Annotated in this window: 24 protein-coding genes and 2 pseudogenes; 12 read left to right on the top strand and 14 right to left on the bottom strand. The window is 46.7% G+C overall.

Annotated elements, in window-relative coordinates; translation table 11 throughout:
- Positions 1-47: 47 nt before the first annotated feature.
- Complete coding sequence (gene nagK, locus D908_RS15245) at positions 48-956, bottom strand: N-acetylglucosamine kinase (protein WP_000291359.1); 909 nt, start codon at positions 954-956, stop codon at positions 48-50.
- A gap of 164 nt (positions 957-1120) precedes the next feature.
- Positions 1121-1858 carry a tRNA-uridine aminocarboxypropyltransferase gene (locus tag D908_RS15250; RefSeq protein ID WP_001219881.1) on the bottom strand — a complete coding sequence of 246 codons (738 nt, stop codon included), beginning with the start codon at positions 1856-1858 and terminating at the stop codon, positions 1121-1123.
- 103 nt (positions 1859-1961) lie between these two features.
- Here D908_RS15250 and D908_RS15255 point away from each other — a divergent pair, with 103 nt between their 5' ends.
- Positions 1962-2753, top strand: a complete 792-nt coding sequence (locus D908_RS15255) for a sterol desaturase family protein (RefSeq protein ID WP_005522922.1) — start codon at positions 1962-1964, stop codon at positions 2751-2753.
- Position 2754: 1 nt separating this feature from the next.
- On the opposite strand, the pseudogene D908_RS15260 reads toward D908_RS15255, so the two are convergent.
- Positions 2755-4775 (bottom strand): annotated as a pseudogene (locus D908_RS15260) (methyl-accepting chemotaxis protein).
- Between the two features lie 88 nt (positions 4776-4863).
- On the opposite strand from D908_RS15260, the gene D908_RS15265 reads away from it, so the two are divergent.
- Positions 4864-5364, top strand: a complete 501-nt coding sequence (locus D908_RS15265) for a C40 family peptidase (RefSeq protein ID WP_000881656.1) — start codon at positions 4864-4866, stop codon at positions 5362-5364.
- Positions 5365-5375: 11 nt separating this feature from the next.
- Here the strand turns inward: D908_RS15265 and D908_RS15270 are convergent, their stop codons facing one another.
- On the bottom strand, positions 5376-5717 hold the full coding sequence (locus D908_RS15270; protein ID WP_000259897.1) for a DUF3802 family protein: 342 nt from the start codon (positions 5715-5717) through the stop codon (positions 5376-5378).
- Positions 5718-6123: 406 nt separating this feature from the next.
- On the opposite strand from D908_RS15270, the gene D908_RS15275 reads away from it, so the two are divergent.
- The 4 genes from D908_RS15275 (at position 6124) to D908_RS15290 (ending at position 10016) form a co-directional block, all read left to right on the top strand.
- Positions 6124-6990, top strand: coding sequence for a fructosamine kinase family protein (locus tag D908_RS15275; protein ID WP_005522919.1), 867 nt, complete (start codon positions 6124-6126; stop codon positions 6988-6990).
- Positions 6991-7145: 155 nt separating this feature from the next.
- Positions 7146-7349, top strand: a complete 204-nt coding sequence (locus tag D908_RS15280; protein WP_001243589.1) for a CPXCG motif-containing cysteine-rich protein — start codon at positions 7146-7148, stop codon at positions 7347-7349.
- A gap of 251 nt (positions 7350-7600) precedes the next feature.
- Positions 7601-8974: a sodium-coupled multidrug efflux MATE transporter VcmA gene (gene vcmA, locus D908_RS15285; RefSeq protein WP_005522918.1), complete on the top strand. Its 1374-nt coding sequence runs from the start codon at positions 7601-7603 to the stop codon at positions 8972-8974.
- A 55-nt stretch (positions 8975-9029) separates the two neighbouring features.
- On the top strand, positions 9030-10016 hold the full coding sequence (locus tag D908_RS15290; protein ID WP_005522917.1) for a DUF3080 domain-containing protein: 987 nt from the start codon (positions 9030-9032) through the stop codon (positions 10014-10016).
- Here the strand turns inward: D908_RS15290 and D908_RS15295 are convergent.
- The 7 genes and pseudogenes from D908_RS15295 to D908_RS15325 all read right to left on the bottom strand — a co-directional run bounded on the left by D908_RS15295 (position 10010) and on the right by D908_RS15325 (position 15891).
- Positions 10010-10861, bottom strand: coding sequence for a DNA ligase (locus D908_RS15295; protein ID WP_000908472.1), 852 nt, complete (start codon positions 10859-10861; stop codon positions 10010-10012). The genes D908_RS15290 and D908_RS15295 overlap by 7 nt on opposite strands.
- A 151-nt stretch (positions 10862-11012) precedes the next feature.
- Positions 11013-12190, bottom strand: a pseudogene (locus D908_RS15300) (tetratricopeptide repeat protein).
- Entirely contained in the window at positions 12187-12807 is a 621-nt protein-coding gene (locus D908_RS15305) for an energy transducer TonB (RefSeq protein ID WP_000533084.1), read from the bottom strand. Before D908_RS15305 ends, D908_RS15300 begins: the two are co-directional and overlap by 4 nt.
- Positions 12807-13211 carry an ExbD/TolR family protein gene (locus tag D908_RS15310; RefSeq protein WP_001236421.1) on the bottom strand — a complete coding sequence of 135 codons (405 nt, stop codon included), beginning with the start codon at positions 13209-13211 and terminating at the stop codon, positions 12807-12809. Before D908_RS15310 ends, D908_RS15305 begins: the two co-directional genes overlap by 1 nt.
- Positions 13208-13747, bottom strand: coding sequence for a MotA/TolQ/ExbB proton channel family protein (locus D908_RS15315; protein WP_001083294.1), 540 nt, complete (start codon positions 13745-13747; stop codon positions 13208-13210). The genes D908_RS15310 and D908_RS15315 overlap by 4 nt, the downstream gene beginning before the upstream one ends.
- A gap of 9 nt (positions 13748-13756) precedes the next feature.
- Positions 13757-15133 (bottom strand): MotA/TolQ/ExbB proton channel family protein, encoded by a 1377-nt coding sequence (locus D908_RS15320; protein ID WP_005522914.1) that lies wholly within the window; start codon positions 15131-15133, stop codon positions 13757-13759.
- Positions 15133-15891 (bottom strand): DUF3450 domain-containing protein, encoded by a 759-nt coding sequence (locus D908_RS15325; protein WP_005522913.1) that lies wholly within the window; start codon positions 15889-15891, stop codon positions 15133-15135. The genes D908_RS15320 and D908_RS15325 overlap by 1 nt, the downstream gene beginning before the upstream one ends.
- Positions 15892-16175: 284 nt before the next feature.
- Here D908_RS15325 and D908_RS15335 point away from each other — a divergent pair, with 284 nt between their 5' ends.
- From D908_RS15335 to D908_RS15360, 6 genes are all read left to right on the top strand, one after another.
- The gene (locus tag D908_RS15335; RefSeq protein ID WP_005522911.1) at positions 16176-17480 is read left to right on the top strand and encodes an extracellular solute-binding protein; all 1305 of its coding nucleotides are present in this window, start codon (positions 16176-16178) and stop codon (positions 17478-17480) included.
- A gap of 64 nt (positions 17481-17544) precedes the next feature.
- Positions 17545-18426, top strand: coding sequence for an ABC transporter permease subunit (locus tag D908_RS15340; protein ID WP_005522910.1), 882 nt, complete (start codon positions 17545-17547; stop codon positions 18424-18426).
- Between the two features lie 9 nt (positions 18427-18435).
- Positions 18436-19278 carry a sn-glycerol-3-phosphate ABC transporter permease UgpE gene (gene ugpE / locus D908_RS15345; protein WP_005522909.1) on the top strand — a complete coding sequence of 281 codons (843 nt, stop codon included), beginning with the start codon at positions 18436-18438 and terminating at the stop codon, positions 19276-19278.
- Positions 19268-20464: a sn-glycerol-3-phosphate import ATP-binding protein UgpC gene (locus D908_RS15350; protein WP_005522908.1), complete on the top strand. Its 1197-nt coding sequence runs from the start codon at positions 19268-19270 to the stop codon at positions 20462-20464. Before ugpE ends, D908_RS15350 begins: the two co-directional genes overlap by 11 nt.
- Before the next feature lie 8 nt (positions 20465-20472).
- Complete coding sequence (locus D908_RS15355) at positions 20473-21234, top strand: DeoR/GlpR family DNA-binding transcription regulator (protein ID WP_005522907.1); 762 nt, start codon at positions 20473-20475, stop codon at positions 21232-21234.
- A gap of 30 nt (positions 21235-21264) precedes the next feature.
- Positions 21265-21975, top strand: coding sequence for a glycerophosphoryl diester phosphodiesterase (locus D908_RS15360; RefSeq protein WP_001139214.1), 711 nt, complete (start codon positions 21265-21267; stop codon positions 21973-21975).
- 94 nt (positions 21976-22069) lie between these two features.
- Here the strand turns inward: D908_RS15360 and D908_RS15365 are convergent, their stop codons facing one another.
- The 3 genes from D908_RS15365 to D908_RS15375 all read right to left on the bottom strand — a co-directional run bounded on the left by D908_RS15365 (position 22070) and on the right by D908_RS15375 (position 24072).
- Positions 22070-22540 carry a NanQ anomerase/TabA/YiaL family protein gene (locus tag D908_RS15365; protein WP_005522906.1) on the bottom strand — a complete coding sequence of 157 codons (471 nt, stop codon included), beginning with the start codon at positions 22538-22540 and terminating at the stop codon, positions 22070-22072.
- Between the two features lie 10 nt (positions 22541-22550).
- Positions 22551-22913 carry a RidA family protein gene (locus D908_RS15370; protein WP_005522905.1) on the bottom strand — a complete coding sequence of 121 codons (363 nt, stop codon included), beginning with the start codon at positions 22911-22913 and terminating at the stop codon, positions 22551-22553.
- A 151-nt stretch (positions 22914-23064) separates the two neighbouring features.
- On the bottom strand, positions 23065-24072 hold the full coding sequence (locus D908_RS15375; protein ID WP_005522904.1) for a LacI family DNA-binding transcriptional regulator: 1008 nt from the start codon (positions 24070-24072) through the stop codon (positions 23065-23067).
- Positions 24073-24109: the final 37 nt, after the last annotated feature.

The following is a 24109-nucleotide window of genomic DNA, read 5'->3' as shown; positions in this document are numbered from 1 at the left end:
AAAGGGCTTGCACTGCAAGCCCTTAATTTATTCTGTTTATCTTCAACTTATTTAATGTTGAGGAAAGCCGCTCCGCGCACACCGCCTGAGTCACCATGTTTGGCTTTAACGATTTTCGGGCATTTTGCAACAGAGAGCAGATGCTTAGGCACACGCTTTGGCATCTCTTCATAAATCAGATCGTAGTTTGACAAACCACCACCTAACACAACGACATGCGGATCGTTCGCGGTAAAGATGTTACCGAAACAGATCGCCAACAGCTCCATAAAGCGCTCAACGTGCTCAACCGCTTTGGCTTCACCCTCTTTCTGTGCGTTGATGATCTCAATCGCCTTTTTCTTTTCGCCGTAGTAGTGCTCATACAACAGCTCAAAACCACGGCCAGAGAGATAGTTATCCATACAACCTTTGTTACCACAACCACAGCTGAGCAATGGCGCTTTTTCACCAAGATGGAACCAGGCATCAATCGGTAGGCGCATATGACCAATTTCACCAGCAACGTGGTTACGGCCTGAAAACACTTTGCCTTCGTAGACTAATCCGCCGCCAAAACCGGTACCTAAAATTAGTCCCATAACAGAGGTGGCCTCTTTTAGCTCATCGTCCCAAGCTTCGGAGAGTGCAAAACAGTTAGCATCGTTTTCTACTTTTACAGTGCGACCCAGTTTCGCCTCCAGATCGGCACGCAGTGGTTTGCCTTTTGCAGCAGGTACGTTCACCGTTAACACGCAACCATCGTCGGCATCTTCCATTCCCGGAATACCAAGACCGACTGTGCCTTCCACACCAAACTGAGCATCGTATTTCTGTACCAGCCCAGCGATGGTGTCGATTAATTTTGCATAATCATCTGTCGGTGTCGGTACACGTTCAGTCGCTACACGCTCTAACTGCTCGTTGAACGCACCAAATTCAATTTTGGTTCCGCCAACATCAAAGCCGTAATACATGGCCTTCTCTCCTCAATTTCCTATCCCAGCCTTGGGGAAAAAATAAAAAACATAAAAGTGACGCGTATTATCCACAAGGCACTGTCAACAGTCCGTGACAAACCACTTATTTATCCCGCGAATGCCACCAATTGCGCAATAAGTGGTCAGCATCACTGTCAAGTTTAGAGGCAGCTCTCGCTTTGCTGGTGTGCGATCCATTTATGCAGCGCAGGTTTAGCGGTGTTGGGTTTATTGCGCGATTTGCACATCAGGTAAGTTTCTTTAAAGGCTTCAAACCACAGCGATAACGTATCCGCAGCATGTTGTTCACCAAACATTTCCAGAACTAAACAAGCCACTTCAGCGGTTGCCAAATGTTGTTCGTTTTCCGATTTACGCATGATGTATTGAGACAAGCGCTCAGGCTCAACCGATACCAAAGGTAATTGCGCAAGATACGGTGACTTACGGAAGATGCGTTTCGCTTCACGCCAGCTACCGTCAATCAGCACCAACAGCGGTTTTTTACCTGCAAACTCAGTTGGGATCGGGCTTAATACGCGGGTTTTATCTTCTTCCGTTTCGGCAGGGAAAATCAGCACAGGGTAATAGGCAGGGTTATTGAGTAGCGCAAGCATCTCAGGATTTGGCTCGGTACGACTCCATTGATATACATAAGTCTCTTTCACCGTATCAGCAATTAAGCGCCCAGTATTGCTGGGTTTGAAGACTTCGTTTTCAGAGACAATCAACAGCACCGCCACTTGGCTTTCAATATCTGGCTGATGAGCACACAAACAATGCGTCAACTCAACCAAGCAGTATGTACAACGTTTGATCTTTCCACCACGCGCCAAAAATGGCTTGGTTGAACGTTCTAAGCGATATTGATATAAGTGATGAAAAGAGTGAATTCTCATGGCGCAAACTACTGACTCAAAAAATGGCAGCGATTGTACTGACCGCTGAGGGTTTGTGCCAGCAAAGTTTATGTATATAAAAAGGTAAACAAAGGAGAGCAGAATGAGTGAACGAATTGAGCTTATTCGATTAGGCATTTTTTTCGCTGTATTGCTGATTTGTGCTCTATGGGAATCTAATCACCCGCGTAAAACGCTCTCGCAAAGCAAATTGGTTCGATGGTTAAACAACCTTGGATTAGTGAGCTTTAATAGCGTTTTGCTTTCTGTGCTGATGCCTTTTCTCGCCTTTAGCGCGGCGCAATGGGCTCAAACTCATCAATTTGGTTTGCTCTATTGGTTAGAGATCCCGTCAATATTGGCTTTAGTCATCTCAGTCGTGCTGTTGGATGCCGTGATTTATTGGCAACACTTATTGTTCCATCGCATTCCTTTACTGTGGCGGCTGCATCGTATGCATCACGCGGATCAAGACATCGATGTGACAACCGGTAGCCGTTTTCACCCGTTAGAAATTCTGATTTCGGCTTGGATTAAAATTGGTGCGGTGACGCTATTGGGTGTCTCCCCCATTGCGGTCGTGGTTTTTGAGGTGGTCTTGAATGCCAGTGCAATGTTCAACCACAGTAACGCCAAGCTGCCCTACAAAATCGATCAATGGTTACGGTTATTGGTGGTTACGCCAGACATGCATCGGGTTCATCATTCCGTGTTAGTGCACGAAACCCACTCTAACTTTGGCTTCTTTCTCTCCATATGGGATCGACTGTTTAGAACTTATATTGCGCAACCTGAAATGGGACATGAACGGATGAAGATTGGTCTGCCACTGTTTCGTCAATCACGAGAACAGTGGCTCGATAAAATGCTGACTCAGCCGTTCCGTGAACAGTAAATCAATCCAACTGGTATTTATGGAGCATCGTTTGTTGATGACCTGCGATGCTGGCAACTTGCTCTGCACTCTCTAACATTGCGTCCAGTTGTCGCTTAGTTCCTGCCCTTGTTCAGAAATTTGCGCGACGGCTTGGCTAACATCGGCTGTCGCGCGTTTCTGTTCTTCGGTCGCATCTGTTATCAGTGCCACTCGGGTACGAATGTGGGACACCGCACTTTCAATCTGCATGAACGTCGATTTCACTTCTTCACTGGATTGCAGAGCTGACACCATCTCTTTACGTGATTCCTCCACTGCTTGGCGCGATTTAGTCGCGGCATTAACCAGCTCATTCATCATGTCACGGATATTGGTAGTCTGTTTACTGGTATCACTGGCAAGCTTACGTACTTCATCGGCGACTACAGCAAAACCTCGGCCTTGCTCACCAGCACGGGCGGCCTCAATCGCGGCATTGAGTGCGAGTAAATTCGTGCTATCGGCAATGCCGCTGATCATATCAACCATTTCACGAATGCTAGTGACGCGCTGATTGAGTTCAGACATTGCCGCTTCATTCACACTTAACGTGTTTTCCAATGCTTGTAAGCGCTGTTGATTCTGCCCGATCACTTTCACACCTTGAGTTGAGTGTTCGGCGGCTTCAACAGAGTCATTGAAAGAATCGTTGCTCACACCCGCAATTTCACGTATCGAAGCCTCTAGTTGATTAATCGTGGCAGCCATGCTCAGTAAGGCTTGATTTTGTGCTGCTAGGCTTTTGTTCGATTGTTCTGCCGAACCATGACTGAGTTCAGCGGTTTGATAGAGGGTTTCACAATTACGCGTGACCAAAGCAATGGATTCATGGGTAGAGGCAATCACTTGGTTTAGCTGGGCAGCGACATTTTGAAAATCTTGCGGCCCTACTAAAGCGATGGAGTGATTAAGCTTATGTTGCGTCAATTGATTGAGGTGACGTGTGATGTTGCTGATTGCCCGCCCAATCCAACGGCGCAGAGTGAACCACACAGCTAAGATCGCGAGCACCAAGATAACCCCACTGATTTCTTGAGTTAAGTTGACAGCGGTAATGGTGCCATTGACTTCTTCCTTGCCTTGCAAGATCTGTTGCTGAGCCAAGATGGACCATTGATTGAGCTGAGTAACAAGATCTTGAGCCACGATGGCAGCCGCCGCGTAATCGGTATTTTGCTGCCGTACATCTTCGAGTTTATTGATGATCTGCTCGATGATGGCTTGACCTTGGAAGCCATCCAACACCATTTGATAAGGTGCAGTTAAACTCGCGTAATCTTTGATTTCGGGATACCACTCTTTGAAATCATCAAAAGCTAACTCCAAACCCGCAACGCGATTTTTTAGCTCTTGGCGATATTTTTGTGCCGCAGACAAATCCTCTTCGATAAACAACAATAAAAATGCACTTTCCATAGCGCTGGCACTGGCCGTAAAGCGGTTCGCTGCATCCATGGCTTCAGGGTTATCTACGGCTAAAAAAGAGGCGATGCGCCCCATTTCCGGGCCAATAGAACTTAAGCCATAGCGAAACTGTTTAGCTTGCTCATTAATTTGTGCCAATTTGCTTAGCTGAAGCTGTTGTAATTTGAGTATTGATTGCGCTAACTGCTGAAAATGAAGAATATTCTGTTGGAATTTCGTTGTTTGCTCGTCCAGTGCCGAGCCTGAAAGCTGTTGAACATTCTGCTCCAAGCGTAATATTTCATCACGTGCTTGAGCATCTAACTTTTGCCACTCACCCAGCACCTTACTTAATTCTTGCTCTGATTGACTACGCGTGCCGTAACCAAGAAATTTCACCTGTTCGAGGAAGTTTTGTGTTAGCGCTGCATTGTTAAGCGCAAAGGGCAAAGCTTGTTCAGACAACTGGGTAAATTGCGCGCCAACCCTCTGTATGCCACGTAAACTGGTGACAGATAAGCAAATCATCAGTATGGTTATGCATAGAAACACTGCACCGAGTGCTTGGGTTAAGGATAGATTTTTTGTCAAAGCCATAATGATGCGTCTTAATTTTGAGAGTCGACGTCATGGTAGGTAGTGGCTGTTTCAGTTTTATTTCATTTTCTTGTCAGTAAGGTGACTCATGTTGGCGGTCAAGCAAACGTTTTCTCTCCTTTTTCTTCTAGCCCTTGTGGGATGTGGCTCGACACCGCCATCTGAACCTGATTCATCATCACTAACAACGGACATCATCGAGCCATCTCTGCCCAGTTTTTCGGGAGTATTCACAGAATGGCATGGGGTACCGTACCGCTTGGGTGGCAGTACAAAGAGAGGGATTGATTGTTCGGCCTTCGTGCAAATTGCCTATCGCGATGCTTGGCAGTTGGATTTACCACGCACTACGCAATCTCAAGCTCAAACTGGTCAGTTGATCAGTTATGAAGAAGCTCAGTACGGAGATTTAGTCTTTTTCAAAACTTCACGTACCAATATTCATGTAGGGGTTTATTTGGGAGAGAAGCAATTTATGCACGCATCGACATCAAAAGGCGTGATAATTTCACGAATTGATAACCCTTATTGGGCTTCGAAATTTTGGCATTTTAGGCGGATCGATAATCCGCCTTTGATGCAAGACTAATGCAGGTGATGCTAGTCGTATTTGGCGACCGCAGAATCGAACAAATTTTTCACTAACGCTATATATTCATCTAAGAAGGCGATCTGTTCATTGGTCGCAGGGCGATACCAAACACCGGCAAGCACTTCCCCCAGGTCCTCAACCACTGAGTCAGCTTCTTTGAGTAATTGGAAGCGGACGCTGGAGTGAAGCTCAGGGTTTTGTTCAAAAATAGCCATGATGTTGCTTGCCACCATATCAGTGATGACATCTTCAACACTTTCCGTTCCCGTATCCCCTTCCTGAGTGAAAACATTCATATTGAATGACAGATGTTCGATCAGGGCCAGATATCCATCGGTTTCTACAACCACATTCGTTCTCCGCTTTACTGCTGCTGTTCGCCAGTTGGTTTCTATCTTGTTTAATACTAAGACATGAATAGCTATTTTCACAGATGGCGTGTGCTAGTTGCTGCACTTTCCACCAAGAGTCCGATTAATTCGCTAAATCTTTGCTTAATTATGAGCTAAAACTGACTGACTGAGAGGAGTTTTATCTCATTCTCCAAAAAAATGTTTGTTGCGCGATCTCATGACGCGCATTGCGCACGATAGTACGAAAGTGAACTTAATGATTTTATGAGTTAAATCACACTTAGGTGTTTCTGTTTCTGCAATTTTTAATCAAGTTAGATTTATGTGCACTCATAAACTTTCATATCAGCGAGCTTGACATACACTAGCTATTAACTAAAGAAAAAAACCGAGAGCTTGAATTATGTGGCCAGCAATTATTCAGCAATTGTCCGAAGAAATGGGCAAAAATTTTCACATGGTGGAAAAAGAAAAAGTGCATGGAGGTGACATTAATGAATGCTTTATGGTCAGCGATGGCGTAGATCGTTATTTTGTAAAAACCAACCAACGCGAATTTCTGAGTAAATTTGAAGCAGAAGTAGAGAATTTACGAGTGTTGCGAGATTCCAACACTGTTCAAGTTCCTGAATATATTGTGCACGGCACAAGTAAAACGCATGCTTATCTTGTCTTAAATTATTCCGCTATTAAACCGCTCGATGACGCTGAAAAAAGTTTTGAATTTGGTGTTCAACTTGCCACTTTGCACCGTTGGGGCGATCAAAAAGAATATGGTTTCGATATCGATAATTATATCGGCGCAACTGTTCAACCCAATCATTGGCATAAAAAATGGGCACTCTTCTTTGCTGAGCAACGCATCGGCTGGCAACTACAACTTCTGCAAGAAAAAGGCATTCATCTGATTAATATTGATGAGTTTGTGGAACTCATCAAAATGCGCTTAGCCAATCATTCTCCACGCCCTTCTCTTCTGCATGGTGATCTTTGGTTTGGTAATGTGGCGAATTCTGTCACAGGTCCTTTGTGTTTTGACCCGGCTTGTTATTGGGGCGATCGTGAATGCGATATCGCACTTGCTGAATGGTTCGGTGGGTTCCAGCCAGAATTCTTCCAAGGTTATGAAAGTATCTGGCCACTCGATTGGGGTTACGAAGAGCGTAAAGACATCTACAACCTTTACCATGTACTTAATCATTACAATCTATTTGGTGGTCATTACTTGGAAGAGGCACAAAAATTGATTGATAAAATATTGTCTTACTGATTTAAAACACATTACCTTTTGATTTTATTGAAAAATGAAGCGTCAAATCTAATTGTTAATTTTATGTTTGTCTTCAAACTTTAGACTTAATTTTCCACCCTAAGAAACTTACCTGTTTAGTATTACTGTATCTCCAAGGATGTAAGGAAAGAGATATGAGAAACTTCACTGAAAAGTCGGTCCTCTGCCCACACTGTGGCCACAGTATCCGTTTAACTCTAGATGCCTCAAATGGAAGTCAGGAATTTTATGATGACTGCCCTGCGTGCTGTCACGCTATCCATCTCAACATGACCGTTGATGAATTGCACGATACAGTTGAATTGTATGTCGATGCTGACGACGAGCAAATCTTCTGATCTGTTTTGTATCGCCTTGATATTGCATATGAGCGCCTACTAGGGCGCTCTTTTCATATTCACAGTTCTATAGTGCTCTACACTTACACCCGTTATAAACATCTATGAAAGCCGGGCATTTTGTGATTTGAATCAGTTTTTCATGGAGCTTATTGCGACATTTCATTATGATTCCGCTTAGTGCTATGAGTTGAGTATTCCTTTGCTCACTTCTGCTGGCACCTCTTTGCTTTCCCCCTTTGGAGAACTCTGTGCATCGTTACAAAAAAGAAGCATCAAATTTAATTAAACTTGCGACGCCGGTGCTGATTGCTTCGGTTGCTCAAACTGGCATGGGTTTTGTCGATACCATCATGGCCGGTGGTGTCAGCGCAATTGACATGGCTGCGGTATCGATCGCTGCCAGTATCTGGCTTCCTTCGATTTTATTTGGCGTGGGCCTGTTGATGGCTCTCGTGCCCGTTGTGGCGCAGCTCAATGGCGCTGGTCGTCAACATAAAATCCCGTTTGAAGTTCATCAAGGATTGACTCTCGCACTACTGGTTTCGATTCCGATTATTGCCGTGCTATTTCAAACTCAATTCATCATTCAATTTATGGATGTTGAACAGGCTATGGCGACCAAAACCGTAGGTTATATGCACGCGGTGATGTTTGCAGTACCCGCTTATCTACTGTTCCAAGCGTTACGAAGCTTTACTGACGGGATGTCACTGACTAAGCCTGCCATGGTGATTGGCTTTATTGGTTTGCTTCTAAACATTCCACTGAACTGGATTTTTGTATACGGCAAATTCGGTGCACCTGAACTGGGCGGTGTTGGCTGTGGTGTGGCCACTGCGATCGTATATTGGATCATGTTGCTTCTGCTGCTGTTCTACATCACTACTTCAAAGCGTTTGGTGCATGTGAAAGTGTTTGCCACTTTCCATAAACCACAGCCTAAAGAATTGATTCGTTTGTTCCGTTTGGGCTTTCCTGTAGCTGCGGCACTGTTCTTTGAAGTCACTCTCTTTGCTGTAGTAGCACTGATGGTTGCACCTTTGGGTTCAACCGTGGTGGCGGCTCACCAAGTGGCGCTTAACTTTTCCTCGTTGGTGTTTATGTTTCCAATGAGTATTGGCGCAGCGGTCTCTATTCGAGTTGGGCACAAACTAGGTGAGCAAGACACTAAAGGCGCAGCCATTGCCGCAAATGTTGGCTTGATGACGGGTCTAGCGACTGCTTGTATCACCGCTTTGCTGACTGTGCTGTTTCGTGAACAAATTGCGCTACTCTACACAGAGAACCAAGTTGTGGTTACTCTCGCGATGCAATTATTGTTACTGGCGGCGATCTATCAATGTATGGATGCAGTACAAGTAGTCGCGGCAGGCGCATTACGTGGCTACAAGGACATGACAGCAATCTTCCACCGCACTTTTATCTCTTACTGGGTGTTAGGTTTGCCGACTGGTTATATTTTAGGTATGACCAACTGGCTGACTGAACAGCCGTTAGGTGCTAAAGGCTTCTGGCTTGGCTTTATCATCGGTCTATCTGCGGCAGCTTTGATGCTTGGTCAGCGTTTATTCTGGATACAAAAACAGAATCATGAAACGCAAATGCATCTCGCTGCTAAGTAATCGGAGATGAAAAGAAAGGCCAGCCATATGCTGGCCTTTTTACTAGGGAATAAGAATGCATTCAAGAAGCTTACTGATCTTGTTATTGGCAACACTCACAGGCTGTGAGCAGCGTGCAGAGATTGAGTCAGATTTTGCTAGCTACTTAACGCGAATTGCTAATGCTCAGGAGCGTGACGCTCTATCACCGCCTACTTTGGTTGCACAAACCCTACCTGATAAGCGTGAACTTGCCATTCCTCTCGAACCTTTGACGATCGGATTATTGGATAGTTACGAATTACGCCAATGTGGGTTGTTTGAACTGATTGCCGAACGCAATTCGATTTTGGGTAAGGTGCAAGATGAGTTTCGTGAGTGGGATTTCCAGATTGCCTTGTTAAATGGACTAGAAAGCTGCTTGCAAGAACCCAAACTCAGTAATGCGCTTAAAGAACAGCTGGCAACAATAAAAAAGATTAAACAGGAGGAACTGCCCGTCCGTTGGAAAAATCTTCTCTATACCAGTGACGTAATGCGCACTCAGCTCAGTGGCTCACAATGGTACGAAACACAATGGAGTACCTCTGAGTTACTTTTAGCTTTTGAACAGCTAAATCAAATCCATTTGCATATACAAGGACAGCAACCAATCCCATCTACAACCTTGTTTAATCATCAAGAAATATTGGAAAAACAACGCTTACTTGGTCATCTAAAATTTTCATTCGATCGAGCAACAGCTTGGCTTGAAACAGTTTCGGAACAACTCAGCCGTTATGATGATGTGATTGTATGTGGTGCTAATCGCAATCCAACCAAGCTCAATTATCTGCGCAACGTCTTTCAAACCCAATATGTCGAAAAAGTGCAGCCTTATTTATCAAGTCTTGACCAAGCCTACTACCAGTTTTCGCCCAACCTTGTTTTGTTTGACGATGCGCATACGCCATTCCCTATTCAGGCAAGTCACCAGCGTTTTCGGCAAGCCATTCAGCACCATGCGCAATATTGGCAACAGCTCTTCAAGCGTTGCGCGATTGCAGTGGGTCAATCTCAGTAGATCTTTCTCACACGCACAAAACGGGCAAATCTCGGCTTTCCATCTGTCGTGAGTCCGTTATAGCGGTAGGTGATCAAACTGCCAATTTCTGGTGGGTCGGCACGTTCTGCATCACTAAACCCACTGCCGATATAAAACTCTACTCCGTCAGATGTGCGTACTAAAATCGATCCCATTTTGCCTTTGTATTTGCCTGAACCTAAACGATAGCCAATTACAGTTGCTTCTGCATCTTGGTGTTTCTTGAGCTTGAGTAGATCATTGCTCCGTCCAGCTTGATATCGAGCATTGATTTTACGCAGCATCACTCCTTCGCCTGAGCGCCCACTAATATTGTCGAGATATGAGAGCAGTTCCTGCTCGGATTGAATTGGAGTGTGTTCAACATATTTGATGTGCTTCTGAGTAAGGTGTCCGACCAAATACACTATGTTGTAATAGCGTTTACTGTAATCACCAGCGGCATCTGGCATATCAAACAACATAAAGCTGATTTGACGCCACGCAGATTCTGTTGGTTGGCTATCCAGTACCGTTTGCTGAACCAGAGAAAAGTTTCCTCGACCAGCCCAGAGTTCACCTTCAAGTGGATACGGGGGTAATGGTTTGGTAAACCACTCTGGTGCAGAAATAGGATTACCATTACGTGTGACTAACTGCTTGCCAGTCCAAATTGCTCGAATACCATCAAGCTTTTCGCTTTTCCAGTAATCGTAAATATTAATTCCGTGTTGGTAATCGTTCGCAAAGGCAATGGGGATAAAGGCTAACGGCCCATCATTAGCCACAGCTTGTTGCGAAGACATAAGTATTGCTGCAGCGGTTAAGGTCAATCGAATCAGCATGAAACACTTTCCTGATGAATATGCGAGCACATTTTCATCAGGAAAGATTATAAGAGAAAGAGGGAATCATTCACGATGCGAAACAGTTCATTAAATCCCTTTAATGAGAAAACTAAGTGTTACATCGCGAGTTTATTCAGTGACAAAAACCTTAAGAGTCTTGTGTTGTCTGTGCTTGTCGCTGCTGAGAGAGGTATTTAATCCATTGCTTGGCACTTTCAGAAGCTGGATGCTTTCCGCTCTCTTCGCCTGTACTAAGGCAGCCTCTAATTGATTCAGCTTATAGAGCGCTCGGGTTTTCGCTAACGCGACTTGCGCTTGTCTATCCCGCTCTTTGACTTGATCAAGTTCAGCTAAAGCCTGCTCATAGTACCCTTCTTGCAATAAGAGTTGCGCCACATACCAGTGATATTTCGCGTCTTTCGTGGAAGCTAAACGCCAGGTTTTAATGGCATGATCCCACTCTTTAGCACGTTGCCAATAAATGGCTCGTTCGGTAATGAGTTGTAGATTGCTTTCCGCCTCTTCCAAGGTTTCCATCACTCGAGCTGCACGCTCTGGTACCCCATTTTGCGCGTAGAGCTGAGCCAGCAATCGCAAATCTTGCTGGTTGAGTTCGACCTTTTGCATTTTGGCGAGGGCTAAAGTGCTGAGTGCATCTTTCTTCAACCCAACACGCAGCTCTAGGCTCACCAGTTGACGCCACCAAGCACTCTTTTGCGGCTCCAGTACCAACAAACGTTTCAAAGTGCTGATCGCAGGTTTCCACTGCTCCAAATTAAGTTCAGCGCCCAATTGTAGTGAAAGTGGCAATACTGCATCTTGCGATTGGAACAGTGCGTACTGCTTAATCCCTTTCAGGACAGATTTCCACTCTTGCAACTGAAAATGCAGTTGAGAAATTCTCAGCCAAAGCTCATCGCCTTTTTGATTTGCTGGAATAGATTCTGACAGCACATAGTAATGCTTCAGCGCCGGACGATACTCTTGTTGGCTAGTCAGTAGATCAGCCAACATTTTCCGCGTTGACCAAGCTTGTTCATCTTGCAGCTCATTACTTTCCACCGCCACTTTAAGTGATGAAATCGCTGCGGGGATTTGCTCATTCTGCCAGTAGAAAACTCCAAGCATACGGGCAACGTAAGCACGGTCATAACTTCTGCTAAGTTCTGTTTGCTTAAGAACTTGAATCGCCTCTTTCACCTTGTTTTCTTGTGCCAACTGGTTCGCCTTGACGACTTTACTGGCCGTAAACGGGCTTAGCTCTGCGGCATGACTTGCAACAGATAAACAGGACAGAAGAAGATAACTTAAGATTCGTCGTTTCATTTTTGTAACTTAAACTCCAGTCGAACCGTCAGCCCGGTTTGAACCACTGCTTTACCATCAACAATTTTCGGTTGGTATTTCCAATTACGCAAAGCCAGCATAGCTTCACGTTCAAAATAACGTTTAGGGTTCGAATCCACCACTTCAATGTCGCGAGTTTTGCCCAGTTCATCAATGTTAAAACGCAAAGTCACGTAACCTTCGACCCCACGTTGCAAGGCTTTCGCAGGGTAGTTAGGCTCGACTCGATGCAAAGGCATCACTTGCTGATTCACCGAAAATTCACCAAATTGTGGTGCATTCACTGCCACGCCTTCAATCGCGGTGCTGAGGTTTAAATCAACCAGCGGATTGAGTGATGACACATCCATCGCTGCGGTTTGCTCAGATCTCGCGGGCGCTTGGGTTGGCACCTGCGGAACTTGTGGTTGCTCAGGGATGCTCCGCTGCCTACGCTGCACATCTTGCTCTTGCTCTGCCATTACCATGGTAAAGCTGAGCGTGCTTGTGGGCTTGGGAATGCTTTTCCCGCCGTTATCCACCATCCAAGCCATCAGGCTAAACAGTGCCAACGTAACGGCGAGAGCAATTGGGCTTGCTAAGATCAAGCGACCCATTAGGGTTTCTCCGCCGCAAGCGCAATGTTTTTCACACCCGCACCTTTTGCTGCATCCATCACTTTCACTACCGTGCCGTTAAACGCATGTTCATCGGCTTGAATCACCAGTGAGGCATCAGGCTGATCCAGCAATAGATGTTCTAAAGTCGCTTGCACTCGTTCCACATCAACCTGACGTTTATCAATGTAGATGTCATTGGCCGCAGTAATCGCAACAAAAATCCCGGCTTGCTTTTGACTCACCGCATGCGCTGCGGTGGGTCGATTGACTTCGACACCCGATTCGCGCACAAACGAGCTGGTCACAATAAAGAAAATTAACATGATAAAGACGATATCTAGCATCGACGTTAGATCGATCTGCGCTTCATCTTGTTTGGAAGGTCTGCGCCCTAGCCTCATGATTGGCTCCTTAACGCTTGTTCTAATTTCATTTCAAGTCCACGGCAGGTTTTGCTTAAACGTGCGTGAACAAAAAGTCCGGCTAATGCGGCCACCATGCCTGCCATAGTGGGTAAGGTGGCGAGTGAAATGCCTGAGGCCATCAATTTTGGATCGCTACTGCCTTGAGTCGCCATTACATCGAACACCGAAATCATCCCTGTTACCGTACCAAGTAGTCCGAGCATAGGGCAAATGGCCACCAGAACCTTAATCAGATTAAGATTCTGATGTAATGCAATGTGCGCTTCACCGAGCCATTGCTCGCGAATGGAACGGGCAAACCAACTCTGTTGATCGCTACGTTGTAACCACAAGGTAATCCAATGCTGACGTTGCTTTGGAAACGCCAGCGTTAGGAATAATACGCGCTCAATCACCAGTAACCAGCACAGCAATACGACAGCCGCTAACCACCAAAGTACCGCCCCGCCTTGAGCCATAAACTGCTCAAGCGGCTGCCAGTATTCCAGTAGGAAAGAGAATGCTGAATTCATCATTCGCCCTTACGCGGTTTGTTTAACAAGTGGTTGAACTGATTGAGCGGAGCAGTCAAGCTCTGCTTGTTGAGCAACCAGTCCAATCCCTTGTTTCTCCAGAATATTGCGAATCGCTTCTGCTTGTGCGCTGAGAATATTGTGCGCCAGTAAGAGCGGAATCGCCGCAATCAAACCTTCCACGGTTGTCACCAAGGCCATCGAAATACCGCCCGCCATGACTTTCGGGTCGCCGTTACCAAACTGAGTGATCACTTGGAAGGTTTCAATCATCCCGGTCACTGTGCCGAGCAGGCCGAGCATTGGTGCTAACGCGGCCAGCAATTTCAGCATGGATAGACCCGTTTCAAGGTGGTTTTGCTCATCCACCACTGCTTCCAACAAACGGAGTTCAAGTGCTTCCACACTGCGTTGCTGCTCTTTGTTGTAAACCGCCAAAATGCGTCCCAGTGGGTTATTACCCGGCTGATCAGGATTTTTGAGTTGTGCCTTAATCTTTTGACGAAGGGTTGCTAATACTACACCACGGTACAGAGCGATAATCAGCCCCACACCCAGTAACACGAGAATCACGTTACCAATCACGCCACCGGCTTGTAGACGCTGGCTGAGTGATGGGGTTAAAGCCAGCTGTTCTAGCAATAAACCGCGTGAGGGGTCCACTTTCATGGTGACAACGTCACCTGAGGTGAGTGATTGAATTCGACTTAAGGTTGGGAAATCTGACGGCAGTTGTTGATAACTCACTGCTTGTTGACGTTGGTTATCCCACTTTACATAGCCTTTTTCAGTGACCAATCCGAATGAGCCTAAACGCCATGCAGGTTCAGTTTGCGTTTCGCCCTGCCCGTTTAACCAAGCAATTTCCGTCGGCTCAACTTGTGCACTGGCTTGAATTTCTTCACTCATGGCTTGCCACAAGCCACGCAGTTGGGTCATCGAAGGCAAGGTTTTCGCCGCAACGACTTCATCAATGCTGCTTTGATAAGCACGAGGCTCAACGCCAGTCACTGATTGATCCAGTTCACTTTGCAGCTCTTTCGCGTTTTGGCGTACCACACCAAACATCTCGCCTAAGCTGCCCGTTTCCAGTCGCAACGTTTCTTCAAGGCGCGCGAGCGTATTTTCGTTGTCACTGAACTGAGTAGAGAGCTGATCCGCCTCTTTTTGCAGGCGATTGCGTTCAGCAAGCAAAGCGGCTTTCGCAGCTTGAAGCTCTTGTTCGGTTTGCACAAAACCGGATTCACGCTGCTGGTTATGCTGCTGTTGCTGCGCTTTATCTTGATTTGCTTTTTGTACTAAACCATCTGCCGCGTAAGCAGAGCTGAAACTGAATGCGAAAGGAAGGGTTAATGCCAACGCCAAGGCGGAGTGTTTAAACTTCATTATTTGGCCTCCGCAGCGGTCAACGAAACAGGCAAGTTCAAGAGTGTCGGCGCAATTTGCTGTTGTGCCAGTTGGTAAGCAGCATTGAGATCATTTTTGTTAGCATCCGAAAGTGCTTGCCATGACTGCTGTTTCGCATCCCAATTCCAGAATTGTTCACCATCAAGGCTACGAGCCAGCAGCACTAAACGACCTAAATAAAGCACTTCAGCTTCTACTTGCTGTGCGGAAGACAAGGCAATTTGCGCTTGGTAAGTACCCAGCTTGTTACCGTAATCCAGTTCGATTTGGTACGCCTCAAGAATACGGCGATATTTTTCAGCATCACTGACATCAGCACGCGGCATCAGCTCTTTGAGCTTTTCAATGCGTTCTTGACGGGCTGTGAGACGGATCGGCTTATCCTGCGCCACCCACTCTTCTAATCCCTCAATCATGTCGTACATCAGTGGCACAATACCTTGACGAGTACGTTTGATTTCTTCCGTTTGCTGCTCAAGACTGGTCATCTCTTGCTCTTGGTTCGCGACCAGAGACTGTAAATGATTACGATAGATCTGAAGGTTTTTGACTTCTTCATTCAGTTGCTCAATTTCCGCGCGTAATACCAGAGTCTTTTCTGCACTGCGATCAATTTTCTGTTGGCTTTGTGCAGAAGCTTGGTTGGTACTGTTTTTAATTGCTTGCGCTTGATCGAGCGAAGCAGCATGCGCGGGCAACAATGCCGATGCGCAAAGGATTGAGAGACATCTTTTCATGAGTTGTGATTAGCCTTTTTCGGAATGGCTAGGATTCTATTGAGAAACGCTCTCATTATCAACCACGTTAAGTGATTGTTTGCTTTTCCAAGCCACTTTAATTCGCGATTCGCAGAAATGACCTCTTTATTACTGCCACGTTGAATGATTTCTTTGTCATTAACCCTCCATAAATCTTTCATATTTCTGCAATTTATTAGCCACGGCTCTGTAACTTTATCTCTCCACTATACCTTCTAACGAAACACAAACAGTCTCGTTCGAAACTTACAAGGAATGAAACAATGAATAAGGTATGGTTAACCGGTTTGCTGACCGCAACCGCTTCTGGCGTTTTTTCTGCCTCAACATTAGCAGCGACTGAAATCACTTGGTGGCATGCCATGGGTGGTCAATTGGGCGAAACCGTCAATCACCTCGCTAATGAGTTTAATGCTTCGCAAAGCGATTATAAGCTCACTCCTGTTTACAAGGGTTCGTACACAGAAACGCTTACCGCAGGCATCGCCGCCTTTCGAGCAGGCCAAGCCCCAAACATTCTACAAGTGTTTGATGCGGGTGCAGCAACGATTATGAGTGGTAAAGGCGTGGCGAAACCGGTGCAAGATCTGATGATCGAATCTGGCTACCCCTTTACTTCACAAGATTACATTGCTGGCGTGCGTAACTTTTATGCGGACAACAAAGGCAAAATGGTGGGCATGCCATTCAACAGCTCAACGCCTGTGCTGTATTACAACAAAGATATGCTGGCTTCCGTCAAGGCGAAAGCACCGCAAACGTATGAACAGCTAGAGCAAGTGGCCGCTAAGTTAGCTGAAAAAGGCCAAGCGGGATTTGCCCAATCTCTAACGCCGTGGATCATGTTTGAAAACTTCAAATCTCGCCACAACCTGCCACTTTCCGACAAGCAAAATGGCTATCAAGCGCTCTCCACCAAAATCATGTTTAACTCTGATGACATGCTGATGCATGTGAAAAAACTCAAAGAGTGGTCAGATAAAGGTTATTACAAGTATTACGGCAGTGATTGGGATGCCAACCAAACCTCATTCGAGCGTGGTGAAGTGGCGATGTGGATGGGCTCTTCTGGCTCATTCGGAGGTCTGCGTAACCGTGTGAAATTCAATCTTGGCACTACCTACCTGCCTTATTGGGAATCGGTCACCAAAAACCCGACTCACACCTTTATTGGTGGTGCAGCCCTGTTTGCTCTGCAAGGCCATAGTAAAGCGCAAGACAAAGGTGTAGCGGCATTCTTCGCTTATTTGACCAAGCCTGAAACGCAAATGTACTGGCACAAAACCACTGGTTACGTGCCGGTGACGAATGCGGCATACGAGCTCACTAAGCAATCAGGCTACTATCAAGAAAACCCCGATGCGGAAGTGGGCGTAAAACAGCTCAGCTTGCCGGATGGCGAGTGGACCAAAGGCTATCGCCTCGGTTACTACCCACAAGTGCGTGAAGTGATGCACCGCGAATTCGATAACATTTTTGCTGGCCGCTCAACGGTAGAGAGCAGCTTGAACAAAGTGGAAAACGAAAGCGCCAAGCTGTTGGATCGCTTCGCACGTACTGTGCAATAGCCTCAATGGCCGCCATCTGAACGATGGCGGCTTATTTTCTCTTACGTCAATTTTGAGTTTATCTGTGCAACGTCGACAACATTTCGCTCACACTCCGCTGCCCTATTTGCTGCTTGCGCCGCAGATAGTGATCATCGCGGTGTTCTTTATTTATCCTGCCGCTCAAGCGATTTATCTCTCTTTTATGTTGGAAGATCCTTGGGGGCTTTCCTCCACGTTTGTCTGGTTTGAAAACTATCAAGAGCTGTTTAGCTCGGCGGAATATCTGAATTCACTGGGGTTTACCCTACTGTTTTCGGTGGTCGTCTCTTTCCTCTCGCTGGCGCTTGCGCTGCTTTTAGCGGTGAAAGCCGACAACATCATTCATGGGCAAAGTGCGTATCGCGTTACTTTGACGTGGGTGTATGCCGTGGCCCCTGCCGTGGCGGGCATTATCGGCGGCTTTCTGTTTAATCCGCACATTGGTGTACTGACTGATCTGTTTCAGCGTATTGGGTGGCAGTTTAGTTTTCAAACCGACCCGTTCGATGCTTCGATTGCTCTCGTTCTGGTTTCTGTCTGGAAGCAAGTTTCGGTCAACTTCCTCTATTTTCTGGCCGGTTTGCAGTCGATTTCCTACGCCGTTCGCGAAGCGGCGCTGCTCGATTGCCAAAGCGACAGCAAACGCTTTTGGAGCATCACCTTCCCGCTGCTCGCACCGACTGGATTTTTCCTGCTGGTGATCAACCTCACCTATGCCTTTTTCGATACGTTCGGGGTGATTGACACCATGACCAACGGCGGCCCCGGTGGCAGTACCACCTCACTGGTGTACAAAGTGTATCGCGATGGTTTTGTCGGTGCTGACCTTGGCGGCAGTTCGGCGCAATCGGTGGTGCTGCTGGTGTTGGTGCTAGCACTCACATGGTTGCAGTTCCGTTTTGTTGAAAAACGCGTTCATTATTAAGGAGTCATGATGAAAAGTAATCGGCTCTCGGATCATGTAATCCTGATTATTGGCGCGCTGTTTATGCTAGTGCCGTTGTGGCTGATTTTCGCCAGTTCTACTCATCAACCTAACGATATTGTTTCTGAAGGTTTGCAATGGACCTTGGGCGATAACCTCAGCGCAGTTTATAGCGAAGCGTGGAATAAAAGCCTTGGCTTTGCGGGTAATGTCACTGCACAAAGCATGATTATGAATTCTATGATCATGGGGTTGGGTTTTGCGATTGGCAAAATCGTGATTTCGATGATGGCGGCCTATGGCTTGGTCTATTTCCGTTTGCCTTATGCCAGCGCGTGGTTTTGGCTAATTTTTATCACTCTGTTGCTGCCGCTTGAAGTGCGGATCATTCCCTCTTACGAAGTGGTGTCCAATTTAGGCATGCTCAACAGCTACACCGGCTTAGTGCTGCCACTGATTGCCTCCGCTACCGCGACCTTCTTCTTCCGCCAGTTTTTCAAAACCATACCGGATGAACTCTTGGAAGCGGCCCAACTGGATAACGCAGGACCAGTGCGCTTTTTTATCGATATTTTGTTTCCCCTCTCGAAAACCATGATGGCCGCAATTTTCATCATCATGTTTGTGGTGGGTTGGAACCAGTACCTATGGCCAATCATGATGACTACCGATGAGCAGTACAACACTATCGTGATGGGCATAAAACAGATTCTCAATAACATCAATGAAACCAGCCTACCGCGTTATGACTACGCGTTTGCCATGGTGATCCTCGCCATGCTGCCACCGGTTTTGGTGGTGGTGATTTTCCAACGTTGGTTTGTGAAAGGATTAGTCGAAAGTGAAAAATAATCAGAACTCCAATATTCATCTGCTGCGCAGCGCCAAACACGCGGAGCCTGTTATGTTAGACATCAAACAATTGGTCAAAACTTACGATAACGGCCATCAAGCGGTTAAGGGTGTGGATCTGTCGATTCATCAAGGCGAATTTATCGTGTTGGTTGGTCCATCGGGTTGTGGAAAATCGTCCATTTTGCGCTCTATCGCAGGCTTAGAGAGCATTACTTCGGGCGAAATTCATCTTGCTGGACGCCGCGTCGATAACGAAAAACCCGCCAATCGTGACATTGCCATGGTGTTTCAAAACTATGCTTTGTACCCGCACATGAGTGTGTACGACAACCTCGCCTACGGCCTTAAAAACCGTGGTGTGGATAAACAAACTATCGCGGCGAAAATTGCTAAGGTCGCGAAAACCCTCAAGATTGAAGAGTACTTAGACCGAAAACCGGCCAAGCTTTCGGGCGGACAACGCCAGCGTGTGGCGATGGGGCGTGCGATTGTGCGCGATCCGCAGCTGTTTTTGTTTGATGAACCGCTCTCGAACTTGGATGCAGCTTTGCGCGCGCACATGCGTTTAGAAATCAAAAAACTGCAGCGTGAACTCGGTGTGACGAGCGTGTATGTAACTCATGACCAGGTGGAAGCGATGACACTTGCCGATCGCATTGTGGTGGTCAAACAAGGCGAAATTGAGCAAGTCGGTACGCCAGCCGAAGTTTACCATCAACCTGCTAGTACCTTTGTGGCGAGTTTTATCGGAAGCCCTGCAATGAATTTCCTGCCCGCTTCCATCAAGCAAGGGCACTTACACATTGCCGATAAGCAGTGCCTTCAACCGCAGTTCTCGCCTACTGACAATCAAACCATCACTTTAGGTATTCGCCCTGAACACGCTTCGCTGCAACCGTTAGAGAATGGGATTGAGCTGGAGTTAGATATTCAGGTCGTGGAGCCACTTGGCCCTAACCAACTGGTGCATGGCAAAATTATCGGTTTAGAAAGCGAGCTGGATTTCATCGCAGTTACCGCGGAAGTTCCGCTAGATGTCCATCAAACATTGCCGATTTGGGTTGCGCTTGAGCAACTGCATCTGTTTGATCAACAAGGCAAACGCCTTATCCATCAACCACGCTCTTGCACACTGAGCAGCAAAGTCGCAGGTACTCGTAACAGTAAAACTCGTCAACAGTAAGGATGCTTGTGAACCTACTCTCTACTCGCCAAAAACAGATCTTGGAATACTTGCAACAAACTCACGGGGTGCTTTCAAGCGCCCTGCTTTCTGAGCGTTTTGATGTCTCGGTACAAACCATTCGCAAAGACATGAACGATCTAAGCGACAAAGGCATGGTGCGCCGCGTGCATGGCGGCATTTCACTCCCTAGCCCGAATGACAATCTTTCTTTCAGTAACCGTGATTTGATCAACCTTACTGCGAAGCAGCGCATTGCACAGAAAGTGGCGCAAGCTCTGCCGGAAGGATGCAGTATTTTTCTCGGCATCGGCACGACGCCAAAGCAGGTAGCACAAGCGCTGCTCGATCATCCCGGTTTGACGGTGGTGACGAACAATCTCAATGCGGCGCTGACGTTAAGCCGCAACCCGAACATCAATTTGCACCTCGCAGGTGGGCTGGTTCGTCACTCTGATGAAGATACTGTGGGTGAAGCGACGACCCGCTTCTATCGCGGCTTCAATATCAAGATTGGTATCTTCGGCGTTGGCGGGCTCAATTCACGAGGTCAATTGCTTGATTTCACACCCGAAGAGGCCAATTTAACCCGCGCCATCATAGAACATAGCGAACAGTGTTGGTTAGTTGCAGACAAAAGCAAATTAGAGCGTTATGCTCCCGTGGTCAGTGGTGAACTGTCTGAAATTCATAGGCTCTTTGTCGATCAGCACACGTCTACTTTTCAGCAGTTGTCTCTTTTGCACCACGTCGAACTTATTGAATCGTGATTTGAGTGTGATTCTCACTAAGGAAGCATGATGCCTTCAATCATCGTCGGTCACCGTGGGGTGGCCGGAACGTATCCAGAAAATACCCGTGTCAGTGTGCAAGCTGCCATCAACCTTGGCCTATCTTGGGTTGAAGTAGATGTACAACCGACCAAAGACAATGTATTGGTTGTGTGCCACGACCATACGATTGACCGTTGCAGTAATGGCAAAGGTCGCATTGATGAGTACACACTCGCCGAGCTAAAACAGTTTGATTTCGGTGCTTGGTTTGATCCCCGTTTTACGGGCGAGCCGATCATGACGCTGGAAGAGTTGCTGGAACTCGCGGCAGAGCACGATTTAGGGCTGAATATCGAAGTTAAAGTCGATAAGCATGATGTGGCGAGTGTCGTTCAGAACCTGAAAGCACAACTTGACCAAAGCCCACTGGTTGCCGACAAAATCTTACTGTCGAGCTTTAGCCACGACATTATTTTGCAACTGTACAAACACTGTCCGGGCTACAAACTGGGGATTTTGAGTGAGCGTTTAACTCAGCGTGATCGCCAAGTACTCAAGGAAGTGAACGCGTTTAGCTGCAACCTCAACTATCGCTGGATCACGGAAAAACACATCCGTGATTTGAAGAATGGTGGCTACCAAATTTGGTGTTACACGCTTAATCAAGTGGATAAATTCCGTTATCTGGACAAAGTCGATGCGATTTTTTCCGACTTCCCAGAACGCTTTATCAAGTGATGTTGACCACGTCACTGGCTGTGATGTCATAAAAAAGCAAAACGCCCATTTTAAATGGGCGTTTTTTATCGATGCCTTTTTGTCGCGACAATATTTATTCAAATAGCGCTTTATCGACCTTGATAACGACTTTACGTACAGGCTCTCCCTCACCTTCTACCGCTATCAATGGACGATGAGGTTGACCGGGGTAAAACACAATGAATTCACCCGCAGCCAAATCGACAAAACGTTCTTCCGCTAATTGCTCACTGAAAGCCAGATCTCGCGTTGCGAGTTGATCATCATCTAGCCCATTGAACGGCGCTAGACTGTAACCAAAACGCTCACGCCCTTGCAGTAAAATCTGCACATCCAAATAACGGGCATGGCACTCGCTACGGCGCAGAGTTAACGGTTGGGTATGATCATCCATCACGAGGAAAAATGCAGAATCGCCCTGCAACTCGTGCTTACCCGTTGGTAGCGGCGTCGCTACACGCTGTAATACTTCATCAATCAGCTGTTGCAACTTAGGTGACAGCGCAGCGCAAAACTGGCGCTGTGCCATATGGCCAATAAACATCAGGAGTTCCTTATTGGTACTGCTCGCCCGCGGCGGCAACAAAAGCCATTTCTACTCGGTAATCTGGGTCAGCCAGTTCTGCTTTCACGCAAGCACGGCTTGGTGCGCAACCTTCAGGGAACCAAGCATCCCAAACTTGGTTAAGTACCGGAAGATCCGCAAAATCGGTGACATAAATCGTCACTGATAAGATGCCCGAACGATCGCTTCCAATCTTCGCCAATTGGCGCTCAGCTTGCGCTAAAACCTGTTCAACTTGGCCTTGCATGTCTGCCGAAGTATCGCTATCTGCCACTTCAACAAAATGGGCAATACCGTTAAAAACGGTGATGTCAGACCAACGAGTGCCTGGATTAATACGATGTATCGTCATGGTATTCTCTTTTTTCTATGTTTTATTCGGTGAGAAGCAATAGCCTCTTCACCCATCAATATCGAAGTGCAGGATAACGAAGATGAAAAGCAAAATCGCCCTCTGCACACGCAGTTTTACTCACTGATCGGTTTTATTAACGAAAAGCACTTTACAGACTCAAAGAGAAAGTCGATTCGCGTACGATCAACTCGCCCTGATAAAGCCGATGTTGTGCACTTTGCGGCTGTTTATTAGCGATCTGAACCGCGAGAGCGACTGCCTGCTGAGTTAAATCACCAATAGGCAGACTCACGCTGGATAAACTTGGGATAGCAAAAGCCGCCGCGGGTTCATTATCAATGCCCATCAAAGAAATTTGTTTGGGTACACTAATACCTTGCTCGTGCATGGCACGCATCGCACCGAGTGCCATATCATCGTTACAGGCAAAAACTGCGGTGATGCTGATGCCGCGTTTAAGCAGTTGTTGCATTGCCTGATAACCACCGAGCAGCGTGTTATCCCCCTCCACAGTCCATGAGAGATCCAACTTAATTCCTTGTTCATCTAATGCGTGCTGATACACCTGATGACGGATTTTTCCCGTTTCGCTACACAGTGGCGAAGTAATGCAGGCGATGTGTCGATGCCCCAGATTCAATAAATGCTGCATCGCCAATTGAGCAATTTGCGTTTGATCGAGAGCAAAGCTGTGTAATTGCGGATCACTTAAACGACGATTGAGGATCACTAAAGGAGGTTGATACTGCTGCTGTACCTCAAGCAGTTGCGCTTCACTCAAGTGGCGACTGTAAAGCAAGATGGCATCACAACGCTGCGTGGCGAGCATCGCTACCGCTTCTTTTTCGCCTTGCTCGCTGTTTTTGCTATTCACGACCAGAAGCTTTTTTCCTGCCTTCTGCGCGCCTTGCTCCGCTTCAAACAAGATGGTGCCAAAATAGCTGCTCTCAAAATGCGGCAACACCAAACCAATCGAGTTTGTAGTATTGGTGGCAAGTGCTTGTGCCAAACTGTTGGGCTGATAACCCAACTGCTGCATGGCAGCAAGCACGGCTTCACGCGTTTGCGCTTTTACTTGCCCCGTTTCATTCAGCACTCGAGATACCGTGGCTTTGGAAACGCCAGCTAATTTGCACACATCGTTTATGGTTGCCATCACAATCCTTAAAACGGAATTCTTAACATCGAATTCT

The organism is Vibrio mimicus CAIM 602, from assembly GCF_000338875.1.
In the GTDB taxonomy this organism is placed as follows: domain Bacteria; phylum Pseudomonadota; class Gammaproteobacteria; order Enterobacterales; family Vibrionaceae; genus Vibrio; species Vibrio mimicus.
The sequence above is the reverse complement of the archived record's forward strand: the minus strand, read 5'-3'. Positions and strand labels throughout refer to the sequence as shown.

Excerpts from the sequence above, each read along its gene's own strand:
- nagK (WP_000291359.1), bottom strand. The coding sequence starts at position 956 with ATGTATTACGGCTTTGATGTTGGCGGAACCAAAATTGAATTTGGTGCG.
- D908_RS15250 (WP_001219881.1), bottom strand. The coding sequence starts at position 1,858 with ATGAGAATTCACTCTTTTCATCACTTATATCAATATCGCTTAGAACGT.
- D908_RS15255 (WP_005522922.1), top strand. The coding sequence starts at position 1,962 with ATGAGTGAACGAATTGAGCTTATTCGATTAGGCATTTTTTTCGCTGTA.
- D908_RS15265 (WP_000881656.1), top strand. The coding sequence starts at position 4,864 with ATGTTGGCGGTCAAGCAAACGTTTTCTCTCCTTTTTCTTCTAGCCCTT.
- D908_RS15275 (WP_005522919.1), top strand. The coding sequence starts at position 6,124 with ATGTGGCCAGCAATTATTCAGCAATTGTCCGAAGAAATGGGCAAAAAT.
- D908_RS15280 (WP_001243589.1), top strand. The coding sequence starts at position 7,146 with ATGAGAAACTTCACTGAAAAGTCGGTCCTCTGCCCACACTGTGGCCAC.
- D908_RS15290 (WP_005522917.1), top strand. The coding sequence starts at position 9,030 with ATGCATTCAAGAAGCTTACTGATCTTGTTATTGGCAACACTCACAGGC.
- D908_RS15295 (WP_000908472.1), bottom strand. The coding sequence starts at position 10,861 with ATGCTGATTCGATTGACCTTAACCGCTGCAGCAATACTTATGTCTTCG.
- D908_RS15305 (WP_000533084.1), bottom strand. The coding sequence starts at position 12,807 with ATGGGTCGCTTGATCTTAGCAAGCCCAATTGCTCTCGCCGTTACGTTG.
- D908_RS15310 (WP_001236421.1), bottom strand. The coding sequence starts at position 13,211 with ATGAGGCTAGGGCGCAGACCTTCCAAACAAGATGAAGCGCAGATCGAT.
- D908_RS15315 (WP_001083294.1), bottom strand. The coding sequence starts at position 13,747 with ATGAATTCAGCATTCTCTTTCCTACTGGAATACTGGCAGCCGCTTGAG.
- D908_RS15320 (WP_005522914.1), bottom strand. The coding sequence starts at position 15,133 with ATGAAGTTTAAACACTCCGCCTTGGCGTTGGCATTAACCCTTCCTTTC.
- D908_RS15325 (WP_005522913.1), bottom strand. The coding sequence starts at position 15,891 with ATGAAAAGATGTCTCTCAATCCTTTGCGCATCGGCATTGTTGCCCGCG.
- D908_RS15335 (WP_005522911.1), top strand. The coding sequence starts at position 16,176 with ATGAATAAGGTATGGTTAACCGGTTTGCTGACCGCAACCGCTTCTGGC.
- ugpE (WP_005522909.1), top strand. The coding sequence starts at position 18,436 with ATGAAAAGTAATCGGCTCTCGGATCATGTAATCCTGATTATTGGCGCG.
- D908_RS15360 (WP_001139214.1), top strand. The coding sequence starts at position 21,265 with ATGCCTTCAATCATCGTCGGTCACCGTGGGGTGGCCGGAACGTATCCA.
- D908_RS15365 (WP_005522906.1), bottom strand. The coding sequence starts at position 22,540 with ATGTTTATTGGCCATATGGCACAGCGCCAGTTTTGCGCTGCGCTGTCA.
- D908_RS15370 (WP_005522905.1), bottom strand. The coding sequence starts at position 22,913 with ATGACGATACATCGTATTAATCCAGGCACTCGTTGGTCTGACATCACC.
- D908_RS15375 (WP_005522904.1), bottom strand. The coding sequence starts at position 24,072 with ATGGCAACCATAAACGATGTGTGCAAATTAGCTGGCGTTTCCAAAGCC.